The organism is Soonwooa sp. (assembly GCF_030151385.1).
Classification (GTDB): domain Bacteria; phylum Bacteroidota; class Bacteroidia; order Flavobacteriales; family Weeksellaceae; genus Soonwooa.
This window is the reverse complement of the sequence record NZ_JASLDS010000045.1, coordinates 36,348-62,481: the sequence shown is the minus strand read 5'-3', so window position 1 is coordinate 62,481 and position 26,134 is coordinate 36,348. Positions and strand designations below refer to the sequence as shown.

26 protein-coding genes and 1 riboswitch are annotated in these 26,134 nt (G+C 35.3%); of the genes, 23 read left to right on the top strand and 3 right to left on the bottom strand.

Annotated elements, in window-relative coordinates; translation table 11 throughout:
* Positions 1-24 precede the first annotated feature (24 nt).
* The 5 genes from Q1V95_RS07850 (at position 25) to Q1V95_RS07830 (ending at position 3,302) form a co-directional block, all read left to right on the top strand.
* The gene (locus Q1V95_RS07850; RefSeq protein WP_079666646.1) at positions 25-600 is read left to right on the top strand and encodes an RNA polymerase sigma factor; all 576 of its coding nucleotides are present in this window, start codon (positions 25-27) and stop codon (positions 598-600) included.
* Position 601: 1 nt separating this feature from the next.
* Positions 602-940, top strand: a complete 339-nt coding sequence (locus Q1V95_RS07845) for a hypothetical protein (protein WP_300672448.1) — start codon at positions 602-604, stop codon at positions 938-940.
* Positions 941-1,197: 257 nt separating this feature from the next.
* On the top strand, positions 1,198-1,491 hold the full coding sequence (locus Q1V95_RS07840) for a hypothetical protein (RefSeq protein ID WP_300672446.1): 294 nt from the start codon (positions 1,198-1,200) through the stop codon (positions 1,489-1,491).
* A 26-nt stretch (positions 1,492-1,517) separates the two neighbouring features.
* The gene (locus Q1V95_RS07835) at positions 1,518-1,976 is read left to right on the top strand and encodes an Hsp20/alpha crystallin family protein (RefSeq protein ID WP_300672444.1); all 459 of its coding nucleotides are present in this window, start codon (positions 1,518-1,520) and stop codon (positions 1,974-1,976) included.
* Positions 1,977-2,228: 252 nt separating this feature from the next.
* Entirely contained in the window at positions 2,229-3,302 is a 1,074-nt protein-coding gene (locus Q1V95_RS07830) for a hypothetical protein (RefSeq protein WP_300672442.1), read from the top strand.
* 72 nt (positions 3,303-3,374) lie between these two features.
* On the opposite strand, the gene Q1V95_RS07825 is transcribed toward Q1V95_RS07830, so the two are convergent.
* The gene (locus tag Q1V95_RS07825) at positions 3,375-5,645 is read right to left on the bottom strand and encodes an aconitate hydratase (RefSeq protein WP_300672441.1); all 2,271 of its coding nucleotides are present in this window, start codon (positions 5,643-5,645) and stop codon (positions 3,375-3,377) included.
* An 826-nt stretch (positions 5,646-6,471) separates the two neighbouring features.
* Between Q1V95_RS07825 and Q1V95_RS07820 the strand changes: the two genes are divergently transcribed.
* The 12 genes from Q1V95_RS07820 (at position 6,472) to Q1V95_RS07765 (ending at position 14,897) form a co-directional block, all read left to right on the top strand.
* Complete coding sequence (locus Q1V95_RS07820; protein ID WP_300672439.1) at positions 6,472-6,846, top strand: hypothetical protein; 375 nt, start codon at positions 6,472-6,474, stop codon at positions 6,844-6,846.
* 4 nt (positions 6,847-6,850) lie between these two features.
* Positions 6,851-7,231, top strand: coding sequence for a hypothetical protein (locus Q1V95_RS07815; protein WP_300672437.1), 381 nt, complete (start codon positions 6,851-6,853; stop codon positions 7,229-7,231).
* Positions 7,232-7,233: 2 nt separating this feature from the next.
* Positions 7,234-7,797 (top strand): hypothetical protein, encoded by a 564-nt coding sequence (locus Q1V95_RS07810; protein ID WP_300672435.1) that lies wholly within the window; start codon positions 7,234-7,236, stop codon positions 7,795-7,797.
* 70 nt (positions 7,798-7,867) lie between these two features.
* Positions 7,868-8,044: a hypothetical protein gene (locus Q1V95_RS07805; RefSeq protein ID WP_300672433.1), complete on the top strand. Its 177-nt coding sequence runs from the start codon at positions 7,868-7,870 to the stop codon at positions 8,042-8,044.
* 1 nt (position 8,045) lies between these two features.
* Positions 8,046-8,498, top strand: a complete 453-nt coding sequence (locus Q1V95_RS07800; RefSeq protein WP_300672431.1) for a hypothetical protein — start codon at positions 8,046-8,048, stop codon at positions 8,496-8,498.
* 49 nt (positions 8,499-8,547) lie between these two features.
* On the top strand, positions 8,548-9,063 hold the full coding sequence (locus Q1V95_RS07795; RefSeq protein ID WP_300672429.1) for a hypothetical protein: 516 nt from the start codon (positions 8,548-8,550) through the stop codon (positions 9,061-9,063).
* Between the two features lie 278 nt (positions 9,064-9,341).
* Positions 9,342-10,277: an SPFH domain-containing protein gene (locus tag Q1V95_RS07790; protein ID WP_300672427.1), complete on the top strand. Its 936-nt coding sequence runs from the start codon at positions 9,342-9,344 to the stop codon at positions 10,275-10,277.
* Between the two features lie 242 nt (positions 10,278-10,519).
* Positions 10,520-10,768, top strand: coding sequence for a hypothetical protein (locus Q1V95_RS07785; protein WP_300672426.1), 249 nt, complete (start codon positions 10,520-10,522; stop codon positions 10,766-10,768).
* A gap of 5 nt (positions 10,769-10,773) precedes the next feature.
* Complete coding sequence (locus tag Q1V95_RS07780; protein WP_300672424.1) at positions 10,774-11,244, top strand: hypothetical protein; 471 nt, start codon at positions 10,774-10,776, stop codon at positions 11,242-11,244.
* A 323-nt stretch (positions 11,245-11,567) separates the two neighbouring features.
* A complete protein-coding gene (locus Q1V95_RS07775; RefSeq protein ID WP_300672422.1) occupies positions 11,568-12,506 on the top strand; it encodes a hypothetical protein in 939 nt (312 codons plus the stop codon).
* 18 nt (positions 12,507-12,524) lie between these two features.
* A complete protein-coding gene (locus Q1V95_RS07770) occupies positions 12,525-13,367 on the top strand; it encodes a DUF6620 family protein (RefSeq protein WP_300672420.1) in 843 nt (280 codons plus the stop codon).
* Between the two features lie 414 nt (positions 13,368-13,781).
* A complete protein-coding gene (locus tag Q1V95_RS07765) occupies positions 13,782-14,897 on the top strand; it encodes a DUF695 domain-containing protein (protein WP_300672418.1) in 1,116 nt (371 codons plus the stop codon).
* Positions 14,898-15,228: 331 nt separating this feature from the next.
* On the opposite strand, the gene Q1V95_RS07760 is transcribed toward Q1V95_RS07765, so the two are convergent.
* Positions 15,229-17,991: a bifunctional aconitate hydratase 2/2-methylisocitrate dehydratase gene (locus Q1V95_RS07760; protein WP_300672416.1), complete on the bottom strand. Its 2,763-nt coding sequence runs from the start codon at positions 17,989-17,991 to the stop codon at positions 15,229-15,231.
* Positions 17,992-18,264: 273 nt separating this feature from the next.
* On the opposite strand from Q1V95_RS07760, the gene Q1V95_RS07755 reads away from it, so the two are divergent.
* Positions 18,265-18,657 carry a DUF2752 domain-containing protein gene (locus Q1V95_RS07755; protein WP_300672414.1) on the top strand — a complete coding sequence of 131 codons (393 nt, stop codon included), beginning with the start codon at positions 18,265-18,267 and terminating at the stop codon, positions 18,655-18,657.
* Here the strand turns inward: Q1V95_RS07755 and Q1V95_RS07750 are convergent.
* Entirely contained in the window at positions 18,654-20,036 is a 1,383-nt protein-coding gene (locus Q1V95_RS07750) for a DKNYY domain-containing protein (protein ID WP_300672412.1), read from the bottom strand. The genes Q1V95_RS07755 and Q1V95_RS07750 overlap by 4 nt on opposite strands.
* Before the next feature lie 123 nt (positions 20,037-20,159).
* Positions 20,160-20,251, top strand: a riboswitch (TPP riboswitch).
* A gap of 43 nt (positions 20,252-20,294) precedes the next feature.
* Here Q1V95_RS07750 and Q1V95_RS07745 point away from each other — a divergent pair.
* From Q1V95_RS07745 to Q1V95_RS07725, 5 genes are all read left to right on the top strand, one after another.
* A complete protein-coding gene (locus Q1V95_RS07745; RefSeq protein WP_300672410.1) occupies positions 20,295-22,409 on the top strand; it encodes a TonB-dependent receptor plug domain-containing protein in 2,115 nt (704 codons plus the stop codon).
* Between the two features lie 115 nt (positions 22,410-22,524).
* On the top strand, positions 22,525-23,163 hold the full coding sequence (locus Q1V95_RS07740) for a hypothetical protein (RefSeq protein WP_300672408.1): 639 nt from the start codon (positions 22,525-22,527) through the stop codon (positions 23,161-23,163).
* A gap of 3 nt (positions 23,164-23,166) precedes the next feature.
* Complete coding sequence (locus tag Q1V95_RS07735; protein WP_300672406.1) at positions 23,167-23,688, top strand: acyl-CoA thioesterase; 522 nt, start codon at positions 23,167-23,169, stop codon at positions 23,686-23,688.
* A 51-nt stretch (positions 23,689-23,739) separates the two neighbouring features.
* Positions 23,740-24,678, top strand: coding sequence for a 2-hydroxyacid dehydrogenase (locus tag Q1V95_RS07730; RefSeq protein ID WP_300672404.1), 939 nt, complete (start codon positions 23,740-23,742; stop codon positions 24,676-24,678).
* 145 nt (positions 24,679-24,823) lie between these two features.
* Positions 24,824-26,101, top strand: a complete 1,278-nt coding sequence (locus Q1V95_RS07725; protein WP_300672402.1) for a serine hydrolase domain-containing protein — start codon at positions 24,824-24,826, stop codon at positions 26,099-26,101.
* Positions 26,102-26,134: the final 33 nt, after the last annotated feature.

The following is a 26,134-nucleotide window of genomic DNA, read 5'->3' as shown; positions in this document are numbered from 1 at the left end:
CGTTTCAGCTTCGTCTACTTCAATATGGACTCGCTATATTTGGATAAAATGGCTGAAAAACAATCTGCTTCACTTACCGAAGTCGTCAAAAATTACGGCTCGCAATTGCTGCGCTTTATCAAGGGTAAAGTGAGCAAAGTTGAGGATGCAGAAGATATTTTGCAGGAAGTGTGGTATCAGACCAGCCGTTTGACCAACATCGACGATTTGGAAAATGTGAGCGCTTGGCTATATTCCGTAACGCGAAACAAAATCACCGACAATTACCGAAAAAAGAAAAGCGACTCGCTGGAAGATTACGTCTACGAGGACGAAGATGGAAGTTTTAGCATAAAAGAAATTCTTTTGGCGGACGATTCCAACAATCCCGAGTTAAAGATGTTTAAAGATATTTTTTGGGACGAGTTGATGAAAGCTTTGGAAGAACTTCCCGAAAATCAACGTCGCGTTTTTATTCAGAATGAAATAGAAGACCGTACTTTGCAGGAAATTGCGGACGAGGAAAATGAAAACCTCAAGACAATTATCAGCCGAAAAGGTTATGCTGTGAAGCATCTTCGCGTAAAATTAAGACATTTGTACAACGAACTTAAATATTAAAATGAATCCGAAATTTAGACATAGAAATAAAAAGAAATTTTGGCTCGCCTTTCCGATAGGTATTGGCTTGGCATTTTTATTGGTTTGGTTTGTGCAATGGCTTTGGAATATGCTTTTGCCAGAGATTTTAGGTGTTAAAAGTATAACCTATTGGCAAGCTTTCGGAATATTGATTTTGTCCAAAATTTTATTTGGAGGTTTCAATGGTGGTGGCCGCGGAAAAGGTCATTTTAAAGATAAATGTAACCGAGAAATGCCTCAAATGACAGACGATGATAAAGAGCGTTTCCGTGAAGAATGGCGCAAGCGTTTTGGCGATCGCTGCAAGTTTGGTAGATAGATATAAACTCCCAAAATCGAAAGGTTTTGGGAGTTTTTTTTGTTTTGTCATTGGCTTCGCCGAATCTTCGATTTCAGAGCGCAGCGAAGAATCTCTTTTTAAATAAAAAATTTCTCTTTCGTCGAAAAGACAAGGTGTTGTTAATTAGCCTTTTGCAAAAGTTTTTAAAAATATTTTTTAAAATTTTAAAGTAAAACAAATTTTGGTGCGTCTTCCATAAAAAGGCCTTTAGAATTACAAACTTTAAAATCAAAAAAATGAAAAATAAAATGCGTTTTTTATTGCCAAGATTAGTCGGAGTTACGATTATCGCTGGTATCGCAACATTAATAATCGGGACGATTTTCAAACTGCTTTTGTTAGGAACTGTCGCTGCAGGCATCGGAACTTTAGTCGCTCGTAAATTTGCCAGAAGAAGACAACGCGAGTATATCAATTATTACGATAATTCGCCAATAAGTTTCGATAGAAATTCTGAGCAAAACTATGCGGTTCAACCGAGTTTCCAAGCTTCAAGATCTGAAAATCTTGCCATTATCCCAATTCAATAATTTATCAATATTAAAAATTAAACAATATGTTTTCAACAACTCAAAATACAAGAAGTAAAAAAGACCACTGCAGAAATAATTTTAACCAAAAATTCGACAGATGTCGTGACAAATTTTTTAGCTCAAATCATCCTTTTAAGGAAGCTGTAGCCGAAAAATTGAGTGCACATAAACCTGTTAATATCTCGGAAAGTGAAGATTATTTTGCCTTACAGCTTTTCGCTGCAGGACTGAAAAAAGAAGCTTTCAATGTTTCGATTAAAAACAATGTTTTGAAAATCGCTTACAACGAAACGCAAACTTCGGAACCTCAAAATATCGTTTATCAAGAATATTATCCGACGAGCTTCGAGCGTTCTTTCCAATTAACAAGCAAAGTGAAATCGGAAGTGGTTTCAGCAACTTATGAAGACGGAATTTTAACCATTATTTTACCAAAAGATCCGGAACATAATTTGCCTGCACAAAAAATTGACATTCACTAAAAGTCGATTTCTGTAAAACTAAATTTAAAATTATATATCCTAAACTCCAGCTTTTGTTGGAGTTTTTTTTGTTTTTAAGTTAAGGCGTTTTCAACTTAAAGATGATTTTATTAGCAAATTTAAAGATTGAATTTGTTATGTATGTCCTTTTATTAAAGCTAGTTATATGAGTTATATCATCTTTGACTTGAAGAGTTTTAGCCTTGTTAGTACGTAGTTTTGCAGGCTTGATTAAAAATCAAATTTTATAATATGAGTACACTTAATTTTTTCGAAAGAAACACCATAAAAAAATCAATTTTTCTTGTTCTGTTATTTATAACTATAAGTTTTAATGCGCAAGTTGGAATTAATACAGCTTCTTTTCATCCATCTGCGGCATTGGATGTCTATGGTAACAACAAAGGTTTACTTATTCCAAGGGTTAATCTTACGTCAGTAAATGATATTACAACAGTACCTTCTCCTGCGACAAGTTTATTGGTGTGGAATAACGGTGAAAGTGGTTTGTCCACTAAAGGTTTTTATTATTGGGATGGAAAATGGAATGCGGTTGTAGGAAGCGGTGGTTCGAGCACGGGAGCTTGGACTTCATCTGGGAGCAATGTAGGTAATAATGGAGGAGCGGGTACTAATTTGTCATTTGGGACTTCTTCATATGACGATTTGGTATTTAAAGCGAACGCTAAAGTTGTCCAAAGATTTGGTGTCCTTGGTGATATTCGAATCGGTGAAAATGCAAATGCTGTAGGCTATCAGTCGATTGCTATGGGATTTAATGCAAAAACAAATTCTAATAATGAGACAGCTGTAGGAATTAATACAACAACAGCAAACCAAAACTCTACTGCAATTGGTTCGGGAGCTTCGGCTACGGGACAGTTTTCCACGGCTTTAGGTTATGGTGCTTCTACAAGTCAGGCAAATGCCGTTGTTTTGGGTGGTATAAATGCCAATGTCGGAATTGGAACTAGTGCTCCCAATGTCAATGCCAAATTGGATGTTAGCGGGAATGTAAAGTTAGGACCAAAAGGGAATGTGCAAAAAAATCAGTTTGCTTTTAATAGTTCTACGTCAATGACATTTTCTGGAGTTGAAAGTGGTAAAGTGGTTTCAGTAGATATTAGTATTCCGGCTGCTAGTCAGCCAACATCAACACAAGCGATTGTATCAGTAAATCCAGATTCTGGCTTTGATTCTAATTTCACGGTTGTTTCTTCCAAGTTGATTTCAACCAATACAATTAAAGTTTATTTGATGAACATTTCCAATGCTCCTCAAGCTTTGTATTATGGAAAGTTTCAGATTTTTATAAGTGAATATTAGGATAAGTATTATTTAATGAAAATTAAAAAACCACCCTAAAAAGAGTGGTTTAGTATTTAAGGAAAACCGAAATTAATTCGCCTCCATTCTTTTAATTAAATTCAAGGCAGAACCCGCTTTGAACCAATCAATTTGTTGCTCGTTGTAAGTGTGGTTTGCGATAACAATATCTTTAGTTCCATCATTGTGAACGAATTCTAAAGTCAATTGTTTTCCTGGCGCAAATTGATCCAAATCCAAGAAGTTCACAACGTCATCTTCTCTGATTTTGTCGTAATCTGCTTTGTCCGCAAATGTAAGACCCAGCATACCTTGTTTTTTAAGGTTTGTTTCATGGATACGCGCGAAAGATTTTACCAAAACCGCTTTCACACCAAGATGTCTTGGCTCCATTGCAGCATGCTCTCTTGAAGAACCTTCACCATAGTTTTCGTCACCAACAACAATTGACGGAACGCCAGCCGCTTTGTAAGCTCTCTGTACGGCAGGAACTTCTCCGTAAGCACCAGTTAATTCGTTTTTAACTTTGTTGGTTTCCATGTTGTAAGCGTTTACTGCGCCTATCAACATATTGTTGGAAATATTATCCAAGTGACCTCTGTATTTCAACCAAGGCCCAGCCATAGAAATATGGTCGGTTGTACACTTGCCAAAAGCTTTAATCAAAACAAAAGCACCAGTAATATTAAGACCATCCCAAGCTGGGAACTCCTCTAACAACTGAAGTCTGTCCGAAGTTGGACTAACTACAACTTGAACACTAGAACCATCTGCTGACGGCGCTTGGTAACCGTTATCATCTACTGCAAAACCTTTTTCTGGAAGTTCAGAACCTTTTGGCTCGTCTAATTTTACTTGCTCACCAGCTTGATTTGTTAACGTATCAGTAATTGGGTTAAAATCTAATCTACCTGAAATCGCAACCGCAGCAACCATTTCTGGAGAAGCTACGAAAGCGTGCGTATTTGGGTTTCCATCAGCTCTTTTTGCAAAATTTCTGTTGAAAGAGTGGATAATTGAGTTTTTCTCAGCTTTGTCAGCACCTTCTCTGTCCCATTGTCCAATACAAGGCCCACAAGCGTTGGTAAAGATTCTTGCATTCTCGAATTTTCTAAATGAATCCAAGAAACCATCTCTTTCCGCCGTGAATTTCACTTGCTCAGAACCTGGGTTGATTCCTAAAATTGCTTTTGGTTTAACACCTTTAGCAACGGCATCCTCAACGATAGAAGCTGCTCTTGATAAATCCTCATAAGAGGAGTTGGTACAAGAACCGATTAATGCCCATTCTACTTCCAAAGGCCATCCGTTAGCTTCCGCTTTTGCTCTAAATTCTGCAACAGGCGTCGCTAAATCTGGCGTGAAAGGTCCGTTAAGGTGTGGTGAAAGTGTAGAAAGGTCAATTTCAATAACTTGGTCGAAATATTGTTCAGGATTTGCGTAAACTTCAGCATCACCAGTTAAATGTTCAGCCACTTTATCAGCAGCATCAACAACATCTTGTCTTCCAGTTGCAGCCAAATATCTTCTCATAGAATCGTCGTAACCGAAAGTAGAAGTCGTAGCACCGATTTCTGCTCCCATATTACAAATCGTTCCTTTTCCAGTTGCAGAAAGCGATTGCGCTCCTTCTCCGAAATATTCTACGATGCAACCTGTACCTCCTTTAACCGTTAAAATTCCAGCAACTTTTAGGATAACATCTTTCGCAGAAGTCCATCCATTCATTTTACCAGTTAATTTAACACCGATTAATTTTGGCATTTTCAGTTCCCAAGCCATTCCAGCCATTACATCAACAGCGTCAGCACCACCAACACCGATGGCTACCATTCCCAAACCACCAGCATTCACGGTGTGCGAGTCGGTACCAATCATCATTCCGCCAGGGAAAGCGTAGTTTTCCAAAACCACTTGGTGAATAATCCCCGCTCCTGGCTTCCAGAAACCGATTCCGTATTTATCACAAACAGAACTTAAGAAGCTGAAAACCTCCGAGTTCTTATTTATTCCTTCTTGTAAATCTGCTGCTGCACCAACTCTCGCTTGGATAAGGTGGTCGGCATGTGCTGTAGATGGAACTGCAACCTTAGCTTTTCCGGCTTGCATAAATTGTAACAACGCCATTTGCGCCGTCGCATCCTGCATTGCTACGCGGTCTGGTGCAAAATCTACATAAGAGTTTCCTCTTTCATAAGCTTGTGAAGCATTGCCTTCCCAAAGGTGAGCATAAAGAATTTTCTCAGCAAGTGTCAACGGTTTTCCCACAACTTGTCTCGCAGCAGCGATTCTTTCTGGGTAACGCTCATACACTTTTTTGATCATATCAAGGTCAAAAATCATACTTTAATTTTTTAATATTATACGTTGAAATGTTTTAGAAATGAGTTTTAAAATTAGTGATTATTTAGAACTTATTTCATTTTAGCTTGTTATTAAGATTGATTTTAAATAAGAATCAAAATTGACAATCTGACTTCTTTATTTTGACTTGAAATCAATTTTAAGAGCGTAAATTAAGATGAGAATTTTATGCCAATATCGATTGCTTTTGGTTGAAAATGCCTATCGCAACAATTTTTGATTTGATTAATTTAAACGCAATGGCGCAAAGTTTTTGTTTTTCTATATTGCTATTAAGGCGCAAGGAAATTATTTTCCATAGATCTTCTACGTTTTATTTAACATTAAGAAACCTTTAGGTTCGACGAAGTCAAATTAAGATTTCAAAGAAAATCAAAGTTCTTCAAAAAATCACCTTTATAAATTTTAGAATATAAAATGAAAATCTCTGATTTTCTTGCGCCCTATAAAACGTCTAAAATTTAATTTTTCTTGCGCCATTGTGTTTAAAACTCCCACAATTATTTATTCAAAATTATTGAACTGCATCAAAGCGATGTTTTTTGAAATGATTTTCATTCCATTTTTTAAACACTGTATTCATCGTGGTTAGTTGATTGTTGTAGTCGGTTTGTAGTAGCTAAAAAAAATCGTGAGTAGCTGTTTTGTAGTAGGTGAAAAATAGTTTCAGGGAAAAATAATACAGAAATTTGGTCAAAGCAATTTTAGAACAATTGAAGTCTTAAAATTTATAAAACGAGACTTTAATTTAATTCTAAAAAATGTGGGATGAGGAAAATATTTTATTCTATTAAAGTTTCAAAAGATGTTTATATATAGTTCAATTACCAAGTACGAGTATCATTTTGCGACCCAAGAACTTCCATTCAAATCAACAAATGGAGCGCCTTTGAATATGGATATTTGTCAAGGTTATGCGGCGATGTTTTTTGGAAAACTCCCTTCTGGTCCACTCGGAAAAAAATATGCTTACGTCTATGAAATGCCAACAAAAAGAATGTTGACTTTGGATGAATGGACGCCTGAAATCAAAAGCTATTTCGAGCAGGAAAAGACAAAATACAAGTTGCCTTTCAGATATCGTTTTGGGTGGTTGTACATTATTTGGGGCACTTTTTTATTCATTGTTTTGATGTTTGCTGGGCTTTTGGCTTACCTCATGTTTATCACGAAAAAATAATTTTATGGAAAATTTAGACCAAGACCAAAGAAGTTTGCACACCTACGATGGAAGTGCGCAAAATAACAAAGACGCCATTAAAAAGTTAAAGCAGTTTAGTCAATCCAAAGCGATGATATACAGTTTTATTGTTGCTTTTTTCGTGTTTGTTGCTGTCCGAAGTTTGTTGAAGTTTAATGCTTTAGAAAAGATTTACGGAAATGTTATCCCAGAAGCCGCAATGAACAAATCTTTTGGAAATCAAACGGCTTTTTCGATGTATTCAATCATTGGGAAATGGGGATTTGTTGGAGCTTGTGTGGCGATGGCGCTCTTCGTGTTTTTGACGATGGTAAGACCGCATTTAAAGAGAATAAAGGAGTACAACGAAATTATTAATAAATAAAAATGATGAAAAATAAATTTTGTTACCTCTTGCTACTTTTTTTAGGATTTACGGTGATTTCTTGTAGTCCGAATGGTATTGACCCAGAGAAAACTTTTGAAGTTTGTGGTTTGAGCTTGAATAAAATTCCTTACAAGTTTAGTCAACATTTTAAAGAAATCCGAGCGCAATATAAAAATGGAAGTTTGACTTATGTAACGCCAAATAATGAAGTAAAGAAAGGCGTTTCGGCGGAAGAATATGTTCAAAATATGTATCCTACGATGTTCAAAAAAGAAATTGAAGCGCTCAACAAACTTAATGTAGATGACGAAACACGACCAATGCAAAAGGCGAGTTTGGATGTTTTTAAATATTCCGAAGAAGTTTACAAAACCGATATGTTGCGCATTGCCAAAATGATTGATGAGGGAAAAAGCGACCAAGAAATTGATGCAGCGATTGAAGAATTGCAAAGCACAAAAGGAAAAATTATTGATGAGAAATTCAATAAAGCGCATGATTTGATTTTTCCTTACGCTGATAAACACAATATTAAATACGAGATTTTAGAATATCCTAATTAAAAACACATTATGATTATTTTCCGAATACGCTTTGGGAAATTAAATGAAAACTAATTAAAATTTAAGAATTATGAAAAAACTTTTAGGAATCGTCCTTATGATTATCGGATTTGCGTTAGTCGTATGTCTTAAAATGGGACCAGCCCAAGAAACCGAATTTTTGTTCTCGTATGGCGAATGGCCGCTAATCGCTGTCGCTTTGGTCGTTCTCGTAAGCGGAATAGTAATCTACAATAAAAATAAATAAAATGAATCAGTACAAATATTTTTCACAAGAGGGAAGCTCGTACTCCTTTAAACCTCAATACATCGTAAAATCTGCAATTGTCCTTATGTTGATCGGTTTATGTTGGGTATTCTGGAAGGTTGATATTAAGTGGATGGTGGCAGTTTTTGCTTTATTAAGTGTAATGATTATCATCACCTTGTTTACGGACAAGTTTCAAATCGACACCAATCATAAAGTTATCAACCTGAGACAAGGGATTTATATGCAAAGTCGAGAAGTACCTTTTGATAAGATTATCACTTTCGAAATGCTGACAACGACTACTAATTTTATTCGTTCGAGTGTGGTTCTCAACCTTTATTACCTTAATGATAAAGGCAAAGAAAAAGTGATGAAAGTGGCGCAAGGCATTAGCAAAACGCACATGCAAAATATTCTCAACGAGGTTGACGAAATAATGGGTCGCGAATAAACCTATTTAAATCAAAGATTTTCATTAAAAAAAGTAAACCAAAACAAAAATGGAAAACAATATTAAAGATAAATACAACGTTGATGAAAGCTACAAAACCTTGAGTCTTCAACCTTATAATTATTACAAAAAAGGTTTGAAATGGTATGTTTTGGCTTTGGTTGTCATCGGTTTGGTTTGCTTGTATTACCGCAACGGAATGCCAGAATATGTTTTAATCATCGCTTCTACGTTAACGATTTTAATCGTTTTGTGGATGTTGAAAGAATTGCTGTTCAGGATTCCTATTTATTATACGTTTGATGCTGGTCAGAACAAAGTTTTCAAATCGAATTTCTTTGTTAAAAATAAGGCATTGTTCGACCTTGATAAAATGGTGCTTTTTACGAGTTCCGACAACGAAGGTTGGGCGTATGCCATCGGCGAAAAGAGAAAACATTTAATTAAAAGCTACAAAATCAGCGAGTATTTCGGGGATTCCAAGAAAAGTATTGCCAAAGCCGATTTGTACGAAAATGAAATTTTAAGCAAAATCAATGAGTTAGTAGGACAGGTTAATCCTTAATTTACTGATTATCTGTTTTAAAATCTTATTTAAATTTTAGTCCAAAATATTTTTAACATTAAGGCATTAAGATTTCATGAAAAGTGCTCTTAAAAATCTTAATAAAAATCAATTTATTGATTTCTTAAAAAAATAGACGGTTTGATTTTCTAAGTTTGACTACGTCGAACCTTAAGGTTTCTTAATGTTTAAAGAAGGAATAAACTTCGTTTATTTTTGATTAAGGTAATTAAGGTTAAAAATTTTGAACAAACTCTAAACTATAAAAAAACTAAAAAATGAGTGTATTCATCGAAATTATAGAAGAGACAACGCCAGACCCCAATCTTTTGATGTGGAAATATGCCGATGCCGACAAGGAAATTAAAAACGGTGCCCAGCTTACGGTTCGCGAAAGTCAGGCGGTTTTATTTCTCAATGAAGGTCAGTTGGCGGATGTTTTTTATGCTGGTTTACACGAATTAAGCACCGAAAATATTCCAATTTTAAGCAAACTGAAAGGTTGGAAATATGGATTTAAAAGTCCTTTCAAAGCGGATGTTTACTTCATCAATACGCGAAATTTTGTCAATAACAAATGGGGAACGCCAGCACCAGTTTTGATGAATGACCCGCAGTTTGGGCAAATTAGGGTTCGTGCTTTTGGTAGTTTTGATTTTAGAATTAAAGATATTCCCACTTTTTTCAGAAATTATGCAGGGGCTTACCCGCAGTTTACGGTTTTTGAATTGCAATATGAGTTGAGAGATTTTATAGCGCCAAAATTTGCTGAGGTTTTGGCGAATGAAAATATTACGGTTACCGATGTTGCGGGAAACATCACCGATTTGGGCAAAAAAGTTCTGCCTTTTCTCGCTCCTTATTTTGAATCTTTCGGTTTAGAATTAACGCAATTCGTGATTACCAGCGTGACGCTTCCCGAAGAAGTGACCAAACATTACGACAAAATCACGAACATGAATATGGTAACCGACATGGATAAATTTACCAAATTCAATCAAGCGCAAGCCATCGGCGAAAAAGGCACCGCACTCAATGAAGCTACGACAAACGCCGTTGCAATGGGAATGATGATGAATCAGATACAGCAAAATAAACCCGCCGAGGACGATATTGAAGCAAAATTATTGAAACTAAAAAAGCTTTTCGACAATGGTCTAATCGAGGAAGACGAATACAAAACCAAGAAATCTGAATTGTTGGATAAACTTTAAGTCATAAAAAAAATGAAATATTTTAAACATTAAGAAACCTTAAGGTTCGACGAAGTCAAATTAAGATTTTTTGAAAGACATGTTCTTAAATACCTTAAAAAAAATCAATTTATTGATTTCTTAAAGAATAAACGGCTTGATTTTCTAAATTTCTTAATGTTTAGCAAGAATAAACTTCGTTTATTTTGATTAAGAAATATTAAGGTTGGGTGCAGTCAAAATTAATTCTAATTTATTAAAAAATGGCGGAAGATAAGAAAGTGAATTCCTTCATCGAAAAGATGAAAAAAAAGGCAAAAACGCAAGAAGTCTATGGTGGAAAAATGGAAGACAAATCGGCTTCTTTGTCCATTAAAGATTGTCCGAATTGCGGTGCTGCTCGAGCTCAGCAAGATGGTATCACACATTGCGCTTATTGTGGTTTTGAATTTATCGCAGTGAAAATTTCAAATGGAATTAATTTGAATGAAAACGATAATTCGAAATCTTAATCGAAATGAAAAACTATAAATATTTAATTCCCAACGGAAAAGATTATGACGTGAAACAATTTATGGGTTTTGCTGTAATAATTGTTGTTTTATGGGTTTTTATTGCGCTTGCAATGGTCATTTGGAGCGATTATAAAAAAACGGGAATAGGCATTTTGGTCGTTTTGCTGTTAGGATTTATTTTCGCTAAAACAGCTCGCAAAGGCGGTCCAAAAATCATAATGAATGGCGATAAACCAGAATCTTTGGAGTTGCTTTATTCTAAATTTAAGAAGCCGTTGGTTTTTCCGTTTCAGGATATTCAAAGTTTTGAATTGCGCAAAATGTATTACACCAGAATCCTCATTCATGTAGAATTGTTAGCAGTTGTAAAGGCCGATGGGAAAATTAAGAGCATTCCAGTTTCTCAAGCATTGCGAGTAAAACCGATGCAAGAGCTACTCAACGAAATTGAAGATTTAAAAGGGATAGGATAGTTTTTTAACGCAAAGGCGCAAGTCAAAACTAATTTTTTCGTTTATAAAGGCGCAAAAAAATCAAAGATTTTTGAATGGGACGTTCACAATTTTATCGAAGATAGAATCCTTATGCCTTAAAAAAGTATAGAAGGAAAGGAAAATAGCGACTTTGGGTTACACGAGTGTTAAACGCAAAGTCAAACAAGTTTTTACAATTTTTAAAAAAAATAAGATAAACAAAGGCGTAAAACTTACTTAAGTAAAATAAAGCTTTGTTTTGCTTTGCGATAAAAATATCAAGAAAATACCAATAGAAAAACACAAATTTTAAAACAAATACGATGTTTAATTTTTTCAATAAAAAAACAAACCAACTAGAGAAGAATTCATTTTCTGAAAATCCAGAGTGGTTGGGACTTCTCCAAGAAAATCAAGAACGCTTTTTTGTGTTCTTAGAAAAGTTGGAAGCTAAAGCAGTTGAGTTAACTGAAGCAGCTTTGCCAGAACTTTATGAACTTAAAAAAGAGGACGAAAGACAACATGGCTTAATGTTGAGCGGAATTTTAGGTCAGTTGGGAAATATCCGCGAGAAAGCCGAAGCCGTTTACGACGAAAAAATTGAAGATGTCTATCAAATTTTTAAAGAAAAAATTGATGTTTTCAATCCGTTTTATAATCAATTAACTCAATTTAGAACGACTTGCTCTAACCAACTTCATAGAGGTTTGGAAGCAAAACTATCAGAACTGAGAGCTCAATTGGAACAAACCAATTTCACGGATTACGAAGTTTTGTATCAACAAATTTTGGATGAACATGAAGCGATTAAAAACCAGTTCAAATGTCAACAATGTGGCGATACCATTCCGTTGACAAAGATTTATTTCGTGACTTCACACATCGCATGTCCGAGTTGTCAAAACAAAAATACGTTTACGCCGAGCTCGTTGGCGCAAGGTTTAGAGCAGATTGGTCGAAGTTTGGCAGAGCAAAGAACGCAACCTTTGTTGGATAAATATTATGAAGAGGAAAATCGAGAGCGCGATTTGTACATGCAAGGTCATCAATTAAAATTAAAGCGCGATTTTTCCGAAAAAGACGATGCGCTCGAGCAACAAATAGAAGAACTTGAAAAACAACATCAAGAATCCAAAGCTTTAATTCCGCAATATTATCAGGAATATCAACGAGCGATGTTTGACGAATGGAAACGCTTGGTTCCAGATTTGGCAGAGCATAACGAGAGGTTTTATCAAAGTCTTCAAAACAGAAATTATTAAATCACAAAAGAAAATATTATGAGTATCAATCCAGAAAATCTACACGGAAATCATTATACAGAAGCACAATTTGATGCTGAGGTGGAAGCGAGATTGGAAGCAAAAAAACAGCAGTTAGGCGACAATTGGGAAGAAGATGACGTAAAAAGTTACAGAAGACATTTTGTACGAAATGTTTATTTTGATTGGAATGAGGATGCGGATGAAGACGATTTTATCCAGTTTGAAATGATGCATTCTTTGAAATATTTTGGAACTTCGACGATGGGGTATGTAAAAGCCGACGCAGGAAATCCTTTGGAAGCGCCTATTCACGGAATTTCTTTGGACGATTATGCCGCTATTGCCATGAATTTGACGACTTTTGATGAAAATGAATTGTTTAAAGCTTTCGGCATTGATACCGCAATTTGGCAGGAAGTCAACACGCTTTGGCCAAAACGTATGCAGGAAGATTCTACATTTACGATTGTCAATTTGTACGGCGAAGCTTTTATGAAAGCGCCCAATCATCCTAAAATTTTAGCTTTAAAAAATGGCTCTGCTCCAAGCAGTACAGGAAATTCTGAAAATCTCAATCGTTTAAAAACTGACAAAGCTTATTATTTAGAATTAGAAGCCGCACGTTCTGTCGCTTATGAATACGGAATTGATGGCGCGCAATGGATAAAAGATGAATTCGGAATCGACTTGATGGATTTTCAATCGGTGGCGATGGAGTGGATGACGAAGCGAAATCTGGATTTCAGTACTGACCAAATAAGAGAAGATGCGGATTTCCAAGAAAGTGTAAGAGCGCATTACAAAGAGCGTTTTGCTGCTGACCAAGGTGGGAATGTGGCGGATGATATTGAGTTTTAGGTTTTTGTTTTATTTAAATCTAAAATAATTCTAAACGCAAAGCTAAACAAGAATAGCAAAGTAAATTGTAATCAATTAATGATAAACAAAGGCGTTTCACTCATTTTTGAAATACAATTTTGTATTACTTATTTGGAAATGAATAGGTCATTAGCTTCGTTTTTCTTTGCGTTTAAATTTGATAAAGATTTGTCTTTTCTTAAATATTAGGATTTTAAAAAATGAATTCGTTTGTTTCAAATATTTAAACTATTGATTTGCAGCAAGTTAATTAAATTTAATCGTTACTTAGACTTAATTGCTAAATGTTAAAAATATTTTTGAAACAAAGTTTTTTAGTAAATTACTTGTCATAACACTTGATGATTTTTAAAATTTAGTCATTCGAAAATCATTCAAATAACACAATATTGTATGGGATTTTTAAATAATCTATTTGGTAAAAAGGACGAGAATTCGCCGATGGAAACTAACGAGCAAACGACTTATCAAGATTTTTGGAATTGGTTTGCCACTAAAGAAAAGGAGTTTTTTGAAGTTGTAAAATCAAGAAAGGATATTGAAAAAGATTTTTTTGATATCCTTTCTCCAAAATTAAAAAATATCGACGATGGCATTTACTTTTTAACAGGAATGAAAGACGACGACACAGCAGAACTGATTTTCACTCCCGATGGCGTTATCAAGAAAATTGCTATTATCGAGGATTTGGTGGCAGCAGCACCGAGTTTTTCCAATTGGGTTTTCACAGCTTTAAAGCCGAGCGCCGCAGATATTTCTAATATCGGTTTGCGCATGGGAGATTATAGTTTCGATAAAGATAATCTGTGGTTTTATGCCAATTCGGACGAGAGTTATCCTGACGAAGTCGACATTGTTTTGGTTTATGAAAATTACAAAGCTGCCGACAAAGATATGATTACCAACGCCGCATATTTGTTTTTGGATAACTATTTGGGAGAATTAAATTCGGTGACGACAATCGACCATTTGCAAATTATTGGAAAAAATGAAGCCACAGAAGAATTGATTCCGATTGGAAAAATGAAAGATTACCTACTTTGGCGTGAAAGAGAGTTCGTAGAAAAATATCAAGCGGTGAGTTATGATACTAAAAATGATGGATTTTCTTCTTTAGAAGCGACACTAAATAACGGACTTCCGCTAATTGCAATCGTAGATAAAACTTTGTTGGAGTGGGATAGTAAAGCCTCGCACCCTTGGATGGTGACAGTCAAAATAAAATACGACGGCAAAAACAACAATGGTTTTCCCGATGAAAGTATTTACAAACTTCTTGACCAATTTGAAGATGAATTGGCTGAGGATCTAAAAGATGTTGACGGCTATCTAAATATCGGTAGAGAAACGGCTGATAGCGAACGTGTGATTTTTATTGCGTGTAAAGATTTTCGTAAGCCAACACGAGTTTTAGATAAAATGATGATTAAATACAAAGGCAAAATAGATTTTACTTATTCCATTTTTAAGGATAAATATTGGAAAGCGGTTGAAATGTATAATGTGTAGTGATGACTCCTAATTTTTTAAACAAAATCTGAATATGTTTAAACTTCACTTAATGCTTTCTTAATCGAAATAAACGGAGTTTATTCTTAGTTAAACATTAAGAATTTTAAGAAAGTAGGAATTTCATTTTATTAAGAAATCAATACATTGATTTTAATTAAGCTTTTTAAAAATTAGAAGTCTGTTCAAATCTTAATGCCTTAATGTTGAAAATACTTTTGAATAGTATTTAGTTAAAATTTCAATTGATCATACGCCTTAGCGTTAAAAAAAATCCAAACAAAAAAGACTGCCCAAATCGAGCAGTCTTTTGTATTTATTCAAGAATTTCTTAGTGACAAGAAATCGGTGTGAATTTCGTTAAATTAATACCTTCAACAGCATCTTGGTATTCTTCGATATTTGGAATTCTACCCAAAATAGCCGAAAGAACAACCACTGGAGTAGAAGCCAATAAAGATTCACCTTTTTTGCCATCTCTGTCTTCAACCACACGACCTTGGAAAAGACGCGTAGAAGTCGCCATTACCGTATCTCCTTTTTCCGCTTTTTCTTGGTTACCCATACAAAGGTTACATCCCGGACGCTCAAGATACATGATGTTTTCGTATTCTGTACGTGCAGCGCCTTTTGGTGCATCGTCATTAAATTCGAATCCAGAATATTTTTGAAGCATTTCCCAATCGCCTTCCGCTTTCAATTCGTCGATGATGTTGTAAGTAGGTGCTGCAACCACTAATGGCGCATTAAATTTAACTTCACCTTCTTTTTTCTCAACATTTCTCAACATCTGAGAAACGATTTTAAGGTCATCTTTATGAACCATACAAGAACCTACGAAACCTAAATCTACCGCTTTTGTTCCTCCATAATACGTCAAATCACGAATTGTGTCATGCGTATAACGTTTAGAAACATCTTCGTTGTTAACGTCTGGGTCAGCAATCATTGGCTCGTTGATGATGTCTAAATCAATCACAACTTCAGCGTAATATTTTGCATTTTCATCAGGTTGAAGCGCTGGTTTAGAACCAGATTTAATTTCTTCGATACGCTTGTTTGCTTTATCGATAAGACCTTGTAGAACTTTATTATGATTATCCATTCCTTTATCAATCATAATCTGAATACGAGATTTTGCGATTTCTAAAGATTGAATTAATGTATCGTCTTGTGAAATACAGATTGATGCTTTCGCTTTCATTTCCGCTGTCCAGTCAGTGAATGTAAAGGCTTGGTCTGCCAACAAAGTACCGATATGAACTTCGATAATTCTACCTTGGAAAACGTTTTCGCCTCCGAATTGTTGCAACATCTGCGCTTGCGTAGCGTGTACAACATCACGGAAATCCATATAAGGTTTCATCTCACCTTTGAAAGTCACTTTCACCGATTCTGGAATTGGCATTGATGCTTCACCAGTCGCCAAAGCCAAAGCCACAGTCCCTGAATCTGCTCCAAAAGCAACACCTTTAGACATTCTTGTGTGCGAATCTCCACCGATGATAATCGCCCATTCGTCGATGGTAATGTCATTCAAAACTTTATGGATAACGTCGGTCATTGCGTGGTATTCACCTTTTGGGTCACGAGCAGTAATCAAACCGAAATCATTCATAAATTTCATCAATTTAGGAATGTTAGCTTGTGCTTTTTTATCCCAAACCGAAGCCGTATGACATCCAGATTGATAAGCGCCGTCCACTGTTGGAGCGATAACTGTTGCCGCCATTGCTTCCAATTCTTGAGCGGTCATCAAACCTGTTGTATCTTGAGAACCAACGATGTTTACTTTTACACGAACGTCAGAACCTGCATGCAAAATTTTTCCATCAGTAACACCAACAGCATTTTTGTTGAAGATTTTTTCAACCGCTGTTAAACCTTGATTATCATTAGAAATTTCTTTTGAAGGAGCAAAAACTGTTGGTGCTTCAACACCTAAAGTTTGCGCTGCAAAAGTTTGAATTTTCTTTCCGAAAACAATCGCATAAGAACCACCCGCTTTGATGAATTCCATTTTTTGCGGTGTTAAAGAACGAGCGATGTCGATTAATTCTTGGTCACCGTTGTATAATTTTTGAGTCTTTGTATTAATTGTTAAAACCGTACCTGTCGCAACAGAATAAACTTCTTCTAAAACCGGTTCATCGTTTTCGTTACGAACAACATTTCCGTTTTCATCAACTTTTTTCTTCCAGTTTTTAAGGTCGATTCCAATACCACCAGTTACGTCAACTGTTGTTAAGAAAATTGGAGAAATACCATTCGTTCCACCAACAATCGGCGCGATATTTACGAAAGGTACATAAGGACTCGCTTGTTTTCCTGTCCAAAGTGCAACGTTGTTAACACCCGACATACGAGAAGAACCAACACCCATTGTTCCTTTTTCTGCGATAAGCATCACACTCGCATCAGGATGTTGTGCTTGTAACGCACGAATTTGCTCCTGAGCTTCTGGCGTAATCATACATTTACCGTGCAATTCTCTGTCAGAACGCGAGTGCGCTTGGTTACCTGGCGATAATAAATCCGTAGAAATATCTCCTTCACCAGCGATGAATGTTACGATTTTAATTTCTTCTGCAACTTCTGGAAGTTTTGTAAAGAATTCTGCTTTTGCGTAGCTTTCAAGAATGTCTTTTGCAATTGCATTTCCGGCTTTGTAAGCATCTGCTAAACGCGCTGTATCTGCATCATACAAGAAAACCTGAGTTTTAAGAACTTCAGCCGCTTGCTTTGCAATAGCCTCATCATTTCCTAAAGCCAAATCCAAAAGAACTTCGATAGATGGACCACCTTTCATGTGCGACAACAATTCGAAAGCGAAACTTGGCGTAATCTCCGCAACTGCAGTTTCTCCAAGAATAATTTCTTTCAAAAATTTAGCTTTTACACCAGCAGCAGGCGTTGTACCTGGAAGCGTGTTGTAAATTAAAAACTGAATAGAATCTTCTCTGTTCGGGTTGTTAGCATCTTTAATTTGTGCGATGATTTCGCTTAATAATTCGGCACCGTCAATAGGTTTTGGATGAAGACCTTGGCCTTTTCTTTCTTCAATTTCTTGAATATAATTCGTGTAAATACTCATAATAAGTAGAAGCTTTTGCTTGTAATTTTATTTAAAACTAAACGTGAAGTCAGTTAATTTTTAAATTATTATATAAATTGCAGCCAAAAATACGATTTTTTATACTTTTTATCAGCTTTATTCATTAGGTTTTGAAATAATAAAAATTAGTTTTTATCTATCTTAGTTGAATTTTGTTTTTAAACTATTGGTATATAGGTAGTTGTGATTTTTATTAGATTTAAAATTAATAAAAAATATTTAGCGAACATTCGCTGGTTGCTTATTTTGAAAATGAAAATTAAATATGTTTTTGGGATTTTAGTCCTTGGTATTTTGTTGATTTACTTTTTTGTAAATCCAGCAAATTCTGGTTGGGCGCTAAATTGTCCTTTCAAAATGATGACGAACTACGATTGTCCTGGCTGTGGTAGTCAGCGCGCTTTCCACGAATTGTTGCACGGACATTTTAAAAATGCTTTTATTCTGAATCCACTTTTTGTAGTCGCGATTCCAGTTTTTTTGATTTTCCTTGTTTTTCAGATTGGCGATTTAAAAACAAAGTACTCGAAATTTTACAATTCCTTGTTTGGGTTTAAAAGTATTCTTATCTATTTAATTGTCATCATTCTATTTTTTGTTGTCCGAAATACGGAAGTTTATCACGAATTGATTTTTGGAATTTAAAATTTACGTACAATTTTCCCTTCGTTGTAGAAGTGATTTTTGTCTTTAGCTTTAGACTGTTCTATCCATTCGAAGCTTGCAGGATCAGCCTCTTTCACAACTTCTCCTTGATAGAAAATTTGATTTCCCGATTGCAAGTAAGCGCCCAAAACACGAAAGTTGTCAAGCTTCGTGTTCTCTTGAACTAAAACTTGTTTTGCATCAATCCAATAGTAGAGATTATTGTTCATCACCGTATAACCATAATCTTCCACGGGAAGTTCGATGTCAAGGACGTCTCGGTCGGTCGCTTTGGACAGTTCAGCAAAACTATAGATAGGCTTGTCTATTTCTGAAAAATTATCATAAAGACGGTTTTTGCTAAAAATTAGATTCCAGCGAATCATAAAAAAATTATTAGGATTTGCTTCTAGCGATTTGTTTTGAAATTCATAAAAGTTGGTTTTGTCGGCATATAGAAAATCTGAAACGTGGTAAAAAGTGGATGCATCCGAATTGGGAATAATCGCGCCATATACGAGATTGACGACTTCGGTTCCGTTGGCAATATAAGCGTCTAGGAACCTATCAGCTTTTGTTCGATCCTTTATTGCGGCGACTTTCTTTGGGTCTGCACCTTTGATAATATCGTTTTGGAAATAGACATAATTTTTGTCAATCATACATTCTTCCGTGTTTTTTAAACGCTGAATACTTTGCGGATCGGCGCCCTGAATGACTTTTGTTCCATAAAAAACATGTGTTTTATCGACGCCGATTCCTTTATCTGAATTCTGGTACTTGCTTAGATAAAACAAAAACTTGAAGCTCGCAGGATCGGCTCCTTCAATGATTTTAAGATTTGAAGTATAAACTTTTTTAACGTCTTTGTAACTGACGTTGTCTCCTATGACTTCGAAGCTTTTGGCATCTGCATTTTCAAGAATTGTTAGATCACTTTTATAAACATTGTTTTTGTCTACGTACAAGTTGCCTACTTTTTTTAAGGTTTTTTTGTCTATTTCGGGAAAGCTTTTTCCTTGATAAAAAATATGCTCAGAATCTGCATATACATTTGGGCGATCTTCAACTGCGAATAGAATATTAAAAGTCTTTGCATCCACATTGTTAATTGCTTGTCCCTTGTAGTAAACGTGGTTTTTGTCCTTTGCGTAGAATGGCAAAAATCTTTCATTTGGTAAAATTTCAAAGGATTTAGGATCGACATCTTTTAATAGAATCGAATCTTTAATTATTCTATTGTAGCCTTGTAGATAATAGATGTTATTGCCTTTAATCTCATATTTTGAAACTGGCGACATTCCTGGTTGTGCAAAGGTAAATTGCGCAAATAGTAGAGAACTCAGAAAGCATAAAATAGATATTCGTTTTGTAGCCATAATCTGTTTTTATATTCGATTACTTTCTTTTGTTAAAATTAAATGTTTTTGTCTAGATTTTTGAATATGAAATTAAAGATTGAAAAATTTTCAAAAAATTAAAATTATTTTTTATAAGTTTGCAAACGGAAAAAGGGGTGCCCCTAAAAAGGCTGAGATTATACCCTACGAACCTGGGCGGGTAATGCTGCCAAGGGAACTAAGCAAACGGCTTGGCTGTTTGGTGCATCCTTTTATTCCAACTAATAATATGTTAGAATGAAAGGATTTATTTTTTTATCGGCTCTTAGTGTTGGAGCTTTCAGTTTTGCTCAATCGAAGCAAGATACTATTCAGGAAATAGAGCAGGTTCGTGTTTTTAAAAAGTTACCTGTTTCCAAGGAAATCATCAATGTTCAAAAAGATTTGGACGGCAAAAATTTGGGTCAGGATTTACCAATTTTATTGAAGAATCAAACCTCAGTTGTTACAACCTCCGATGCGGGAAATGGCGTTGGTTACACAGGATTTCGTATTCGTGGTGTTGCTGGTTCTAGCATCAATGTGATGATGAACGGCGTGCCTTACAATGATGCGGAAAGTCAAGGGACGTTTTTTGTTGATGTTCCAGATTTGGCAAGTTCTGCGTCGCAAATTGTTATTCAGCGTGGTGTTGGGACTTCTACCAATGGTTCTTCGGCATTTGGAGCCAGTGTTAATGTGATTTCCAAAGATCCAGAAAAAACATTCTATGTGAAAACCGATGATAGTTATGGCTCTTTTAATACTTATAAATATTCGGCAGAAGTAGGCTCTGGTAAGTTTTGGAATAACCGATTATCCGTGATGGGACGCTATACCAAAATCCATTCTGATGGTTATATTGATAGAGCTTTTTCGGATTTGGACTCCTATAATTTTGCAGCCTTGTTTGAAGAGAATAAAACGAAACTTCGCTTTATGGCATTCGGTGGAAAGGAGAAAACGTATCAAGCTTGGAATGGTGTTGATAAAGATACTTACGATAAAGACAGACGATTCAATTCTTCTGGAGCAATCTACGATGCGAATTGGGAAAATATTATTGGATTCTATAAAAACGAAACAGATAATTATAAGCAAAATCATTATCAGTTGTTGTGGGAACAAGGATTTAGCGATCACTGGAATCTCGAAACAACTTTGCATTATACCAAAGGAAAAGGTTACTACGAGAACTACAAACAAGATGCGAAGTTTTCAAAATATGGTTTACCGAATATTTTAGTTAACGGTTCCGAAGTTAAGCGCTCAGACTTCATTCGCAACAAATGGCTTAACAATGATTTTTATGGTTTGGTGTCTACTTTATATGGGAAATATGAAAACGTAGATATTAATGTTGGTGTCGTTGCTAATCAATATTATGGTAAACATTATGGTAATGTAACTGGTGTTTATTTTCCAGAAATTGACGAGTATGAGTATTACCGAAATAGAACGGTGAAGAGTGAGATTTCTAGTTTTGCAAAGGCACTTTATCGTGTTAATGATTTCGAATTTTTTGGTGATATGCAAGTGCGAAATGTTTCCTACAATGCGAAAATTATCAAAGAAGGTGATGGTGAAGGATTAAATCTTGACAAAAACTGGACGTTCCTTAATCCAAAAGCTGGTGTTAATTATAGAATAAATGGTGGCAAAATTTATTTGTCGTACGCGATTGCCAACAGAGAGCCTAACCGTGATGATCTAAAAGAAAATCCAAATACAAAAGCTGAGTTTCTTCAGGACTGGGAATTGGGTCTTGAAAAACAATTTGGGTCTGTGTTGTCGTTGACTGCTAACTTGTATTATATGCAGTACAAAGATCAATTGGTTTTGTCTGGTGTCATCAACGATGTGGGAAGTTTTATCCGAGAAAATGTTGATAAAAGTTACCGCGCAGGAATCGAGCTGGGTGCTTTGGCAAATGTTTCCCAAGATTTCCGAGTGAATGCAAATTTAAGTTTAAGTAAGAATAAAATTAACCAACTTAACTCTCAAAAAGGTGATGAACGTGTTGTTCTTAAAGATACAGACACTTCGTTTTCGCCGTCGGTTGTTGCGAATCTAGGTTTGCAATATGATATGGCTAAAGCTTTCACATTGGGCGTGGGGAATCAATATGTTGGGAAACAATATTTGGATAATACACAAAATGAAGCCTTTCGACTTAAAGATTATTTCTTGACAGATTTTAATGCTAAATATACTTTTGAACTTCCGAGAACAACAGCTGAGTTAAAATTATTGGTCAACAATATTTTTAATCAGAAATACATTAGCAATGGTTTTGTCTATGGTGATACACCTTATTATTATGCACAAGCTGGCGTTAATTTTATGTTCGGTATTTCTTTAAAGTTTAAATAATTGAACACTAATTAATTTTTTCAACGAAAACATCTCAAATTTTATGAGATGTTTTTGTTTTTATAAATTAATAATTAATTTGCCATCCTGTTATAAAATCATAAATTTGCACATTATGGACATTGCACAGCAAATTTTACAGGTTCTTAATGCTCAAGGACAACTTGAGTTGGCAGGATTGGGGACGCTTTCTCTAATCACAAAACATGCTGAATTGGATGTTCAGAATGATAAAATTCTGCCTCCAAAAAAGGAATTAATTTTTAATCTTGACCGTGGTCAAAAAGCCGAAAATCAGTTTAACGCTTTATCTTCACAAATCCTAAAAGACCTTTTAGAAAAAGGAAACTACGATTTGGCAGGTATTGGTAAGTGGACCAATTTCGCTGGCAAAATCAATTTTGTTGCCGATTCGCAAATTGCAGGAAATGATTTTTATGGTTTCGAAGAAATCGTTGTGCCTAGAATTGGCGCCGATTCGCCACAGTTGATGCCATCTTCGGATGAAGATTACAAATTCAATAAGTCTATTTTGTGGATATTTTTAGTGGTCATTCCGGTTGCTGGTATGCTGTATTTTGCAGTGACACAAAAAGACAAACTCTTTGGCAAAGCATCTTTCGATAGCGCCGAGCTTTCGAAAATTGATAAAAAACCAACTAAGCCAGCTGTTGTAGATTCTACTTTGGCTAAGCCTAGCGATTCTATCAAGGTGGATTCCTTGACCGTTCCTACAAACAATACAATCAAATAATATATGCAAAAAGTTAAACATCCGTTAGAATCTCTTACGGTAATGACCAACATAGTACTTCCCAATGAGACCAATTCTTTAAGAAACTTATTTGGTGGAGAGTTACTTTCGAGAATGGATCGTGCTGCTTCAATTTCGGCAACGCGCCATTGCGAAAGACGTGTGGTAACAGCTTCTGTTAATCATGTTTCTTTCAATCATCCAATTCCAGAAGGAGGGATTGTGGTTTTGGAGTCTAAAGTGAGCCGCGCATTTTCTACATCGATGGAGATTTATGTGGACGTCTGGTTAGATGATCCAATTAACCAAAGAAAAATCCATACTAACGAAGGTATTTATACTTTTGTTGCGGTGGACGAGTTTAATAAACCAGTTCCGATTCCTGCAATTGAGCCAGAAACGGAGGAAGAGGTTAAAAGATTTGACGCGGCGCTTCGCAGAAAAGAATTGTCATTAATTCTTTCGGGAAGAATGAAAGCGACAGATTCTATTGAGTTGAAAAAATTATTCGCTGGAGAAATTTAATACAACGGAAGATTTATCTTCCGTTTTTTTATCACTAAAAATGAAGATGATATGAAAGCAAAAATTTTATTATTAGACAAAAACCATCCTTTGATAGATGAGCAATTGTTGGCGCAAGGATTTGTTTTGGACGAAGATTTTAGTTCGAGTTACGATGAGGTTTTAAAAAAGATAAATAATTACGACGGCATTATTATTAGAAGTCGAATTCCGATTGATGCTAATTTTCTGAATCATGCTAAAAATCTGAAATTCATAGCGAGAGTTGGTGCAGGTATGGAGAATATCGATATGGAAACTGCTAAAGCTTTAAATATTGAATTGATAAATTCTCCCGAAGGTAACCGTGATTCTGTTGCAGAACATGTTTTGGGAATGTTGTTGATTTTGATGAATCGTTTGTTTATCGCTTCCAATGAAGTTAAAAATGGTATTTGGCTTCGCGAAGAAAACCGTGGTGATGAACTTCTTGGGAAAACTTTCGGAATTATCGGCTACGGAAATATGGGAAAAGCCGTTGCTAAACGTTTGTCGGGTTTTGGTGTAGAAGTTATTTTTTATGATATTCTGCCAAATCTATCAGACGAATTTGCGACACAAGTTAGCTTGGAAGAATTGCAAAAGCGTGCAGATATTTTGAGTCTTCATATTCCGTTGACAGATTTGACGCATTATATGATTGATGACAATTTCATTAATAAAATGGGAAAAGATTTTTATTTCGTGAACACCGCACGAGGTAAAAACCTAAAAACTTCGGCTTTGGTAGAAGCTTTGAAATCTAAAAAAGTCAAAGCTGCCGCACTTGATGTTTTGGAATACGAAAAATCGTCTTTTGAAAATCTCGATGCAGAAAATGATGATTTAAAATATCTTCTAAATTCTGAAAATGTAATTGTAACGCCGCATATCGCAGGCTGGACACATCAAAGTAAAGAAAAGTTAGCGCAATTTATCGTTGATAAAATTTTGAAACTTTACAATATTTAATTCAAATAAAAGAAAGGAAGCTTAAATCATTTAAGCTTCTTTTTTTGTAATTAATTTAACATAAAATAACATTTTCGGGTGACTCATTTTTTTTAACAAATTCATACTTTAGCCGTTCTGTTAAATGTAATTAATGTAAGGAACAATGAAGAAATCTAAAAGTGTATTTTTGTTAGTGATTTTGATGTCTTTTTTTAGTTGTAAAAAAGAACAACCTGCTAAGGAAAATATAACTTACGAAAGCAAATTACCCAACTATTCTAACGTTCAACTCGATAAAGTCTTTACAGACGAAGATCGAAAACTTGACAACAAAGCCGAAATTGTTTCGCAAATTGATAATTACTATAAAACGGTTTGGGAAAACGGAAATCTTAGCGGAAGTTTTTTAGTGGCAAAAGGCGATGACATCCTTGTTGAAAAATACAGAGGTTTTGGTCGCGTTAATAACGAAATGCCGATTGATAAAGATACGCCGCTTCATGTTGCTTCGGTTAGTAAGACGATGACGGCGATGGCGGTTCTTAAGTTGGTAGAAGCGGGAAAGCTTAATTTAGATGATAATTTGACAAAGTTCTTTCCAAAATTTCCTTATCCCAGTATCACGGTTTTCAGTCTATTGTCGCAACGCAGCGGACTTCCCAAATATGAGCATTTTGACCAATCGGTAAAACCTGCGCCCGAAGAATTGAAAAAAACTTTTGTGACCAATCAAGATGTTCTTAATATTTTGGAGCGTGACAAGCCAGAGTTGGCAAGACCGAGCAACACAGGTTTTATGTATTGTAATACCAATTTTGCGATGTTGGCTTTAATTGTTGAAAAAGTTACTAAAACGCCATTTCCTCAAGCGATGCAAGAAATTGTTTTTAAAGCTTTGAAAATGGATCATACTTATATTTTTCAGGAAAAAGATATTCCGACGGCTTCGCAATCTTTCTATAATGGACAAAATAAATTATATCCGCTTGATCACTTTGACCTAATCTACGGAGATAAAAATGTCTATACAACGCCAAGAGATTTGTTGAAGTTTTCGACTGCTTTGTTTTCTAAAGACTTTTTGAAACCAGAATTAAAAGATAAAATTTTCGAACCTTATAGCAACGAGAAAAAAGGAATCAATAATTACGGAATTGGTTTTAGAATGAAAATCTTTGACGATGGCGAAAAATTGACTTATCATAATGGTTGGTGGCATGGCAGCAATGCGGTTTTTGTTCATCTTTTAAAATCAAAAACAACGATAATCGCTATTGGTAACAAATATTCGCAGCGTGTCTATTCTGCGATGGCATTGTCAGGAATGTTTGAGCCATTTCCTTTTGAAGTTGATAAGCTTAACAAAGTAATGACGGGTGAACAACCAACCAACGAAAATGCGGATTCTACCAATGTCAGTCACGGCAATTATTCAGAATAAAAATCATAAAAAGAACTAAAACGTGTTTTCCGT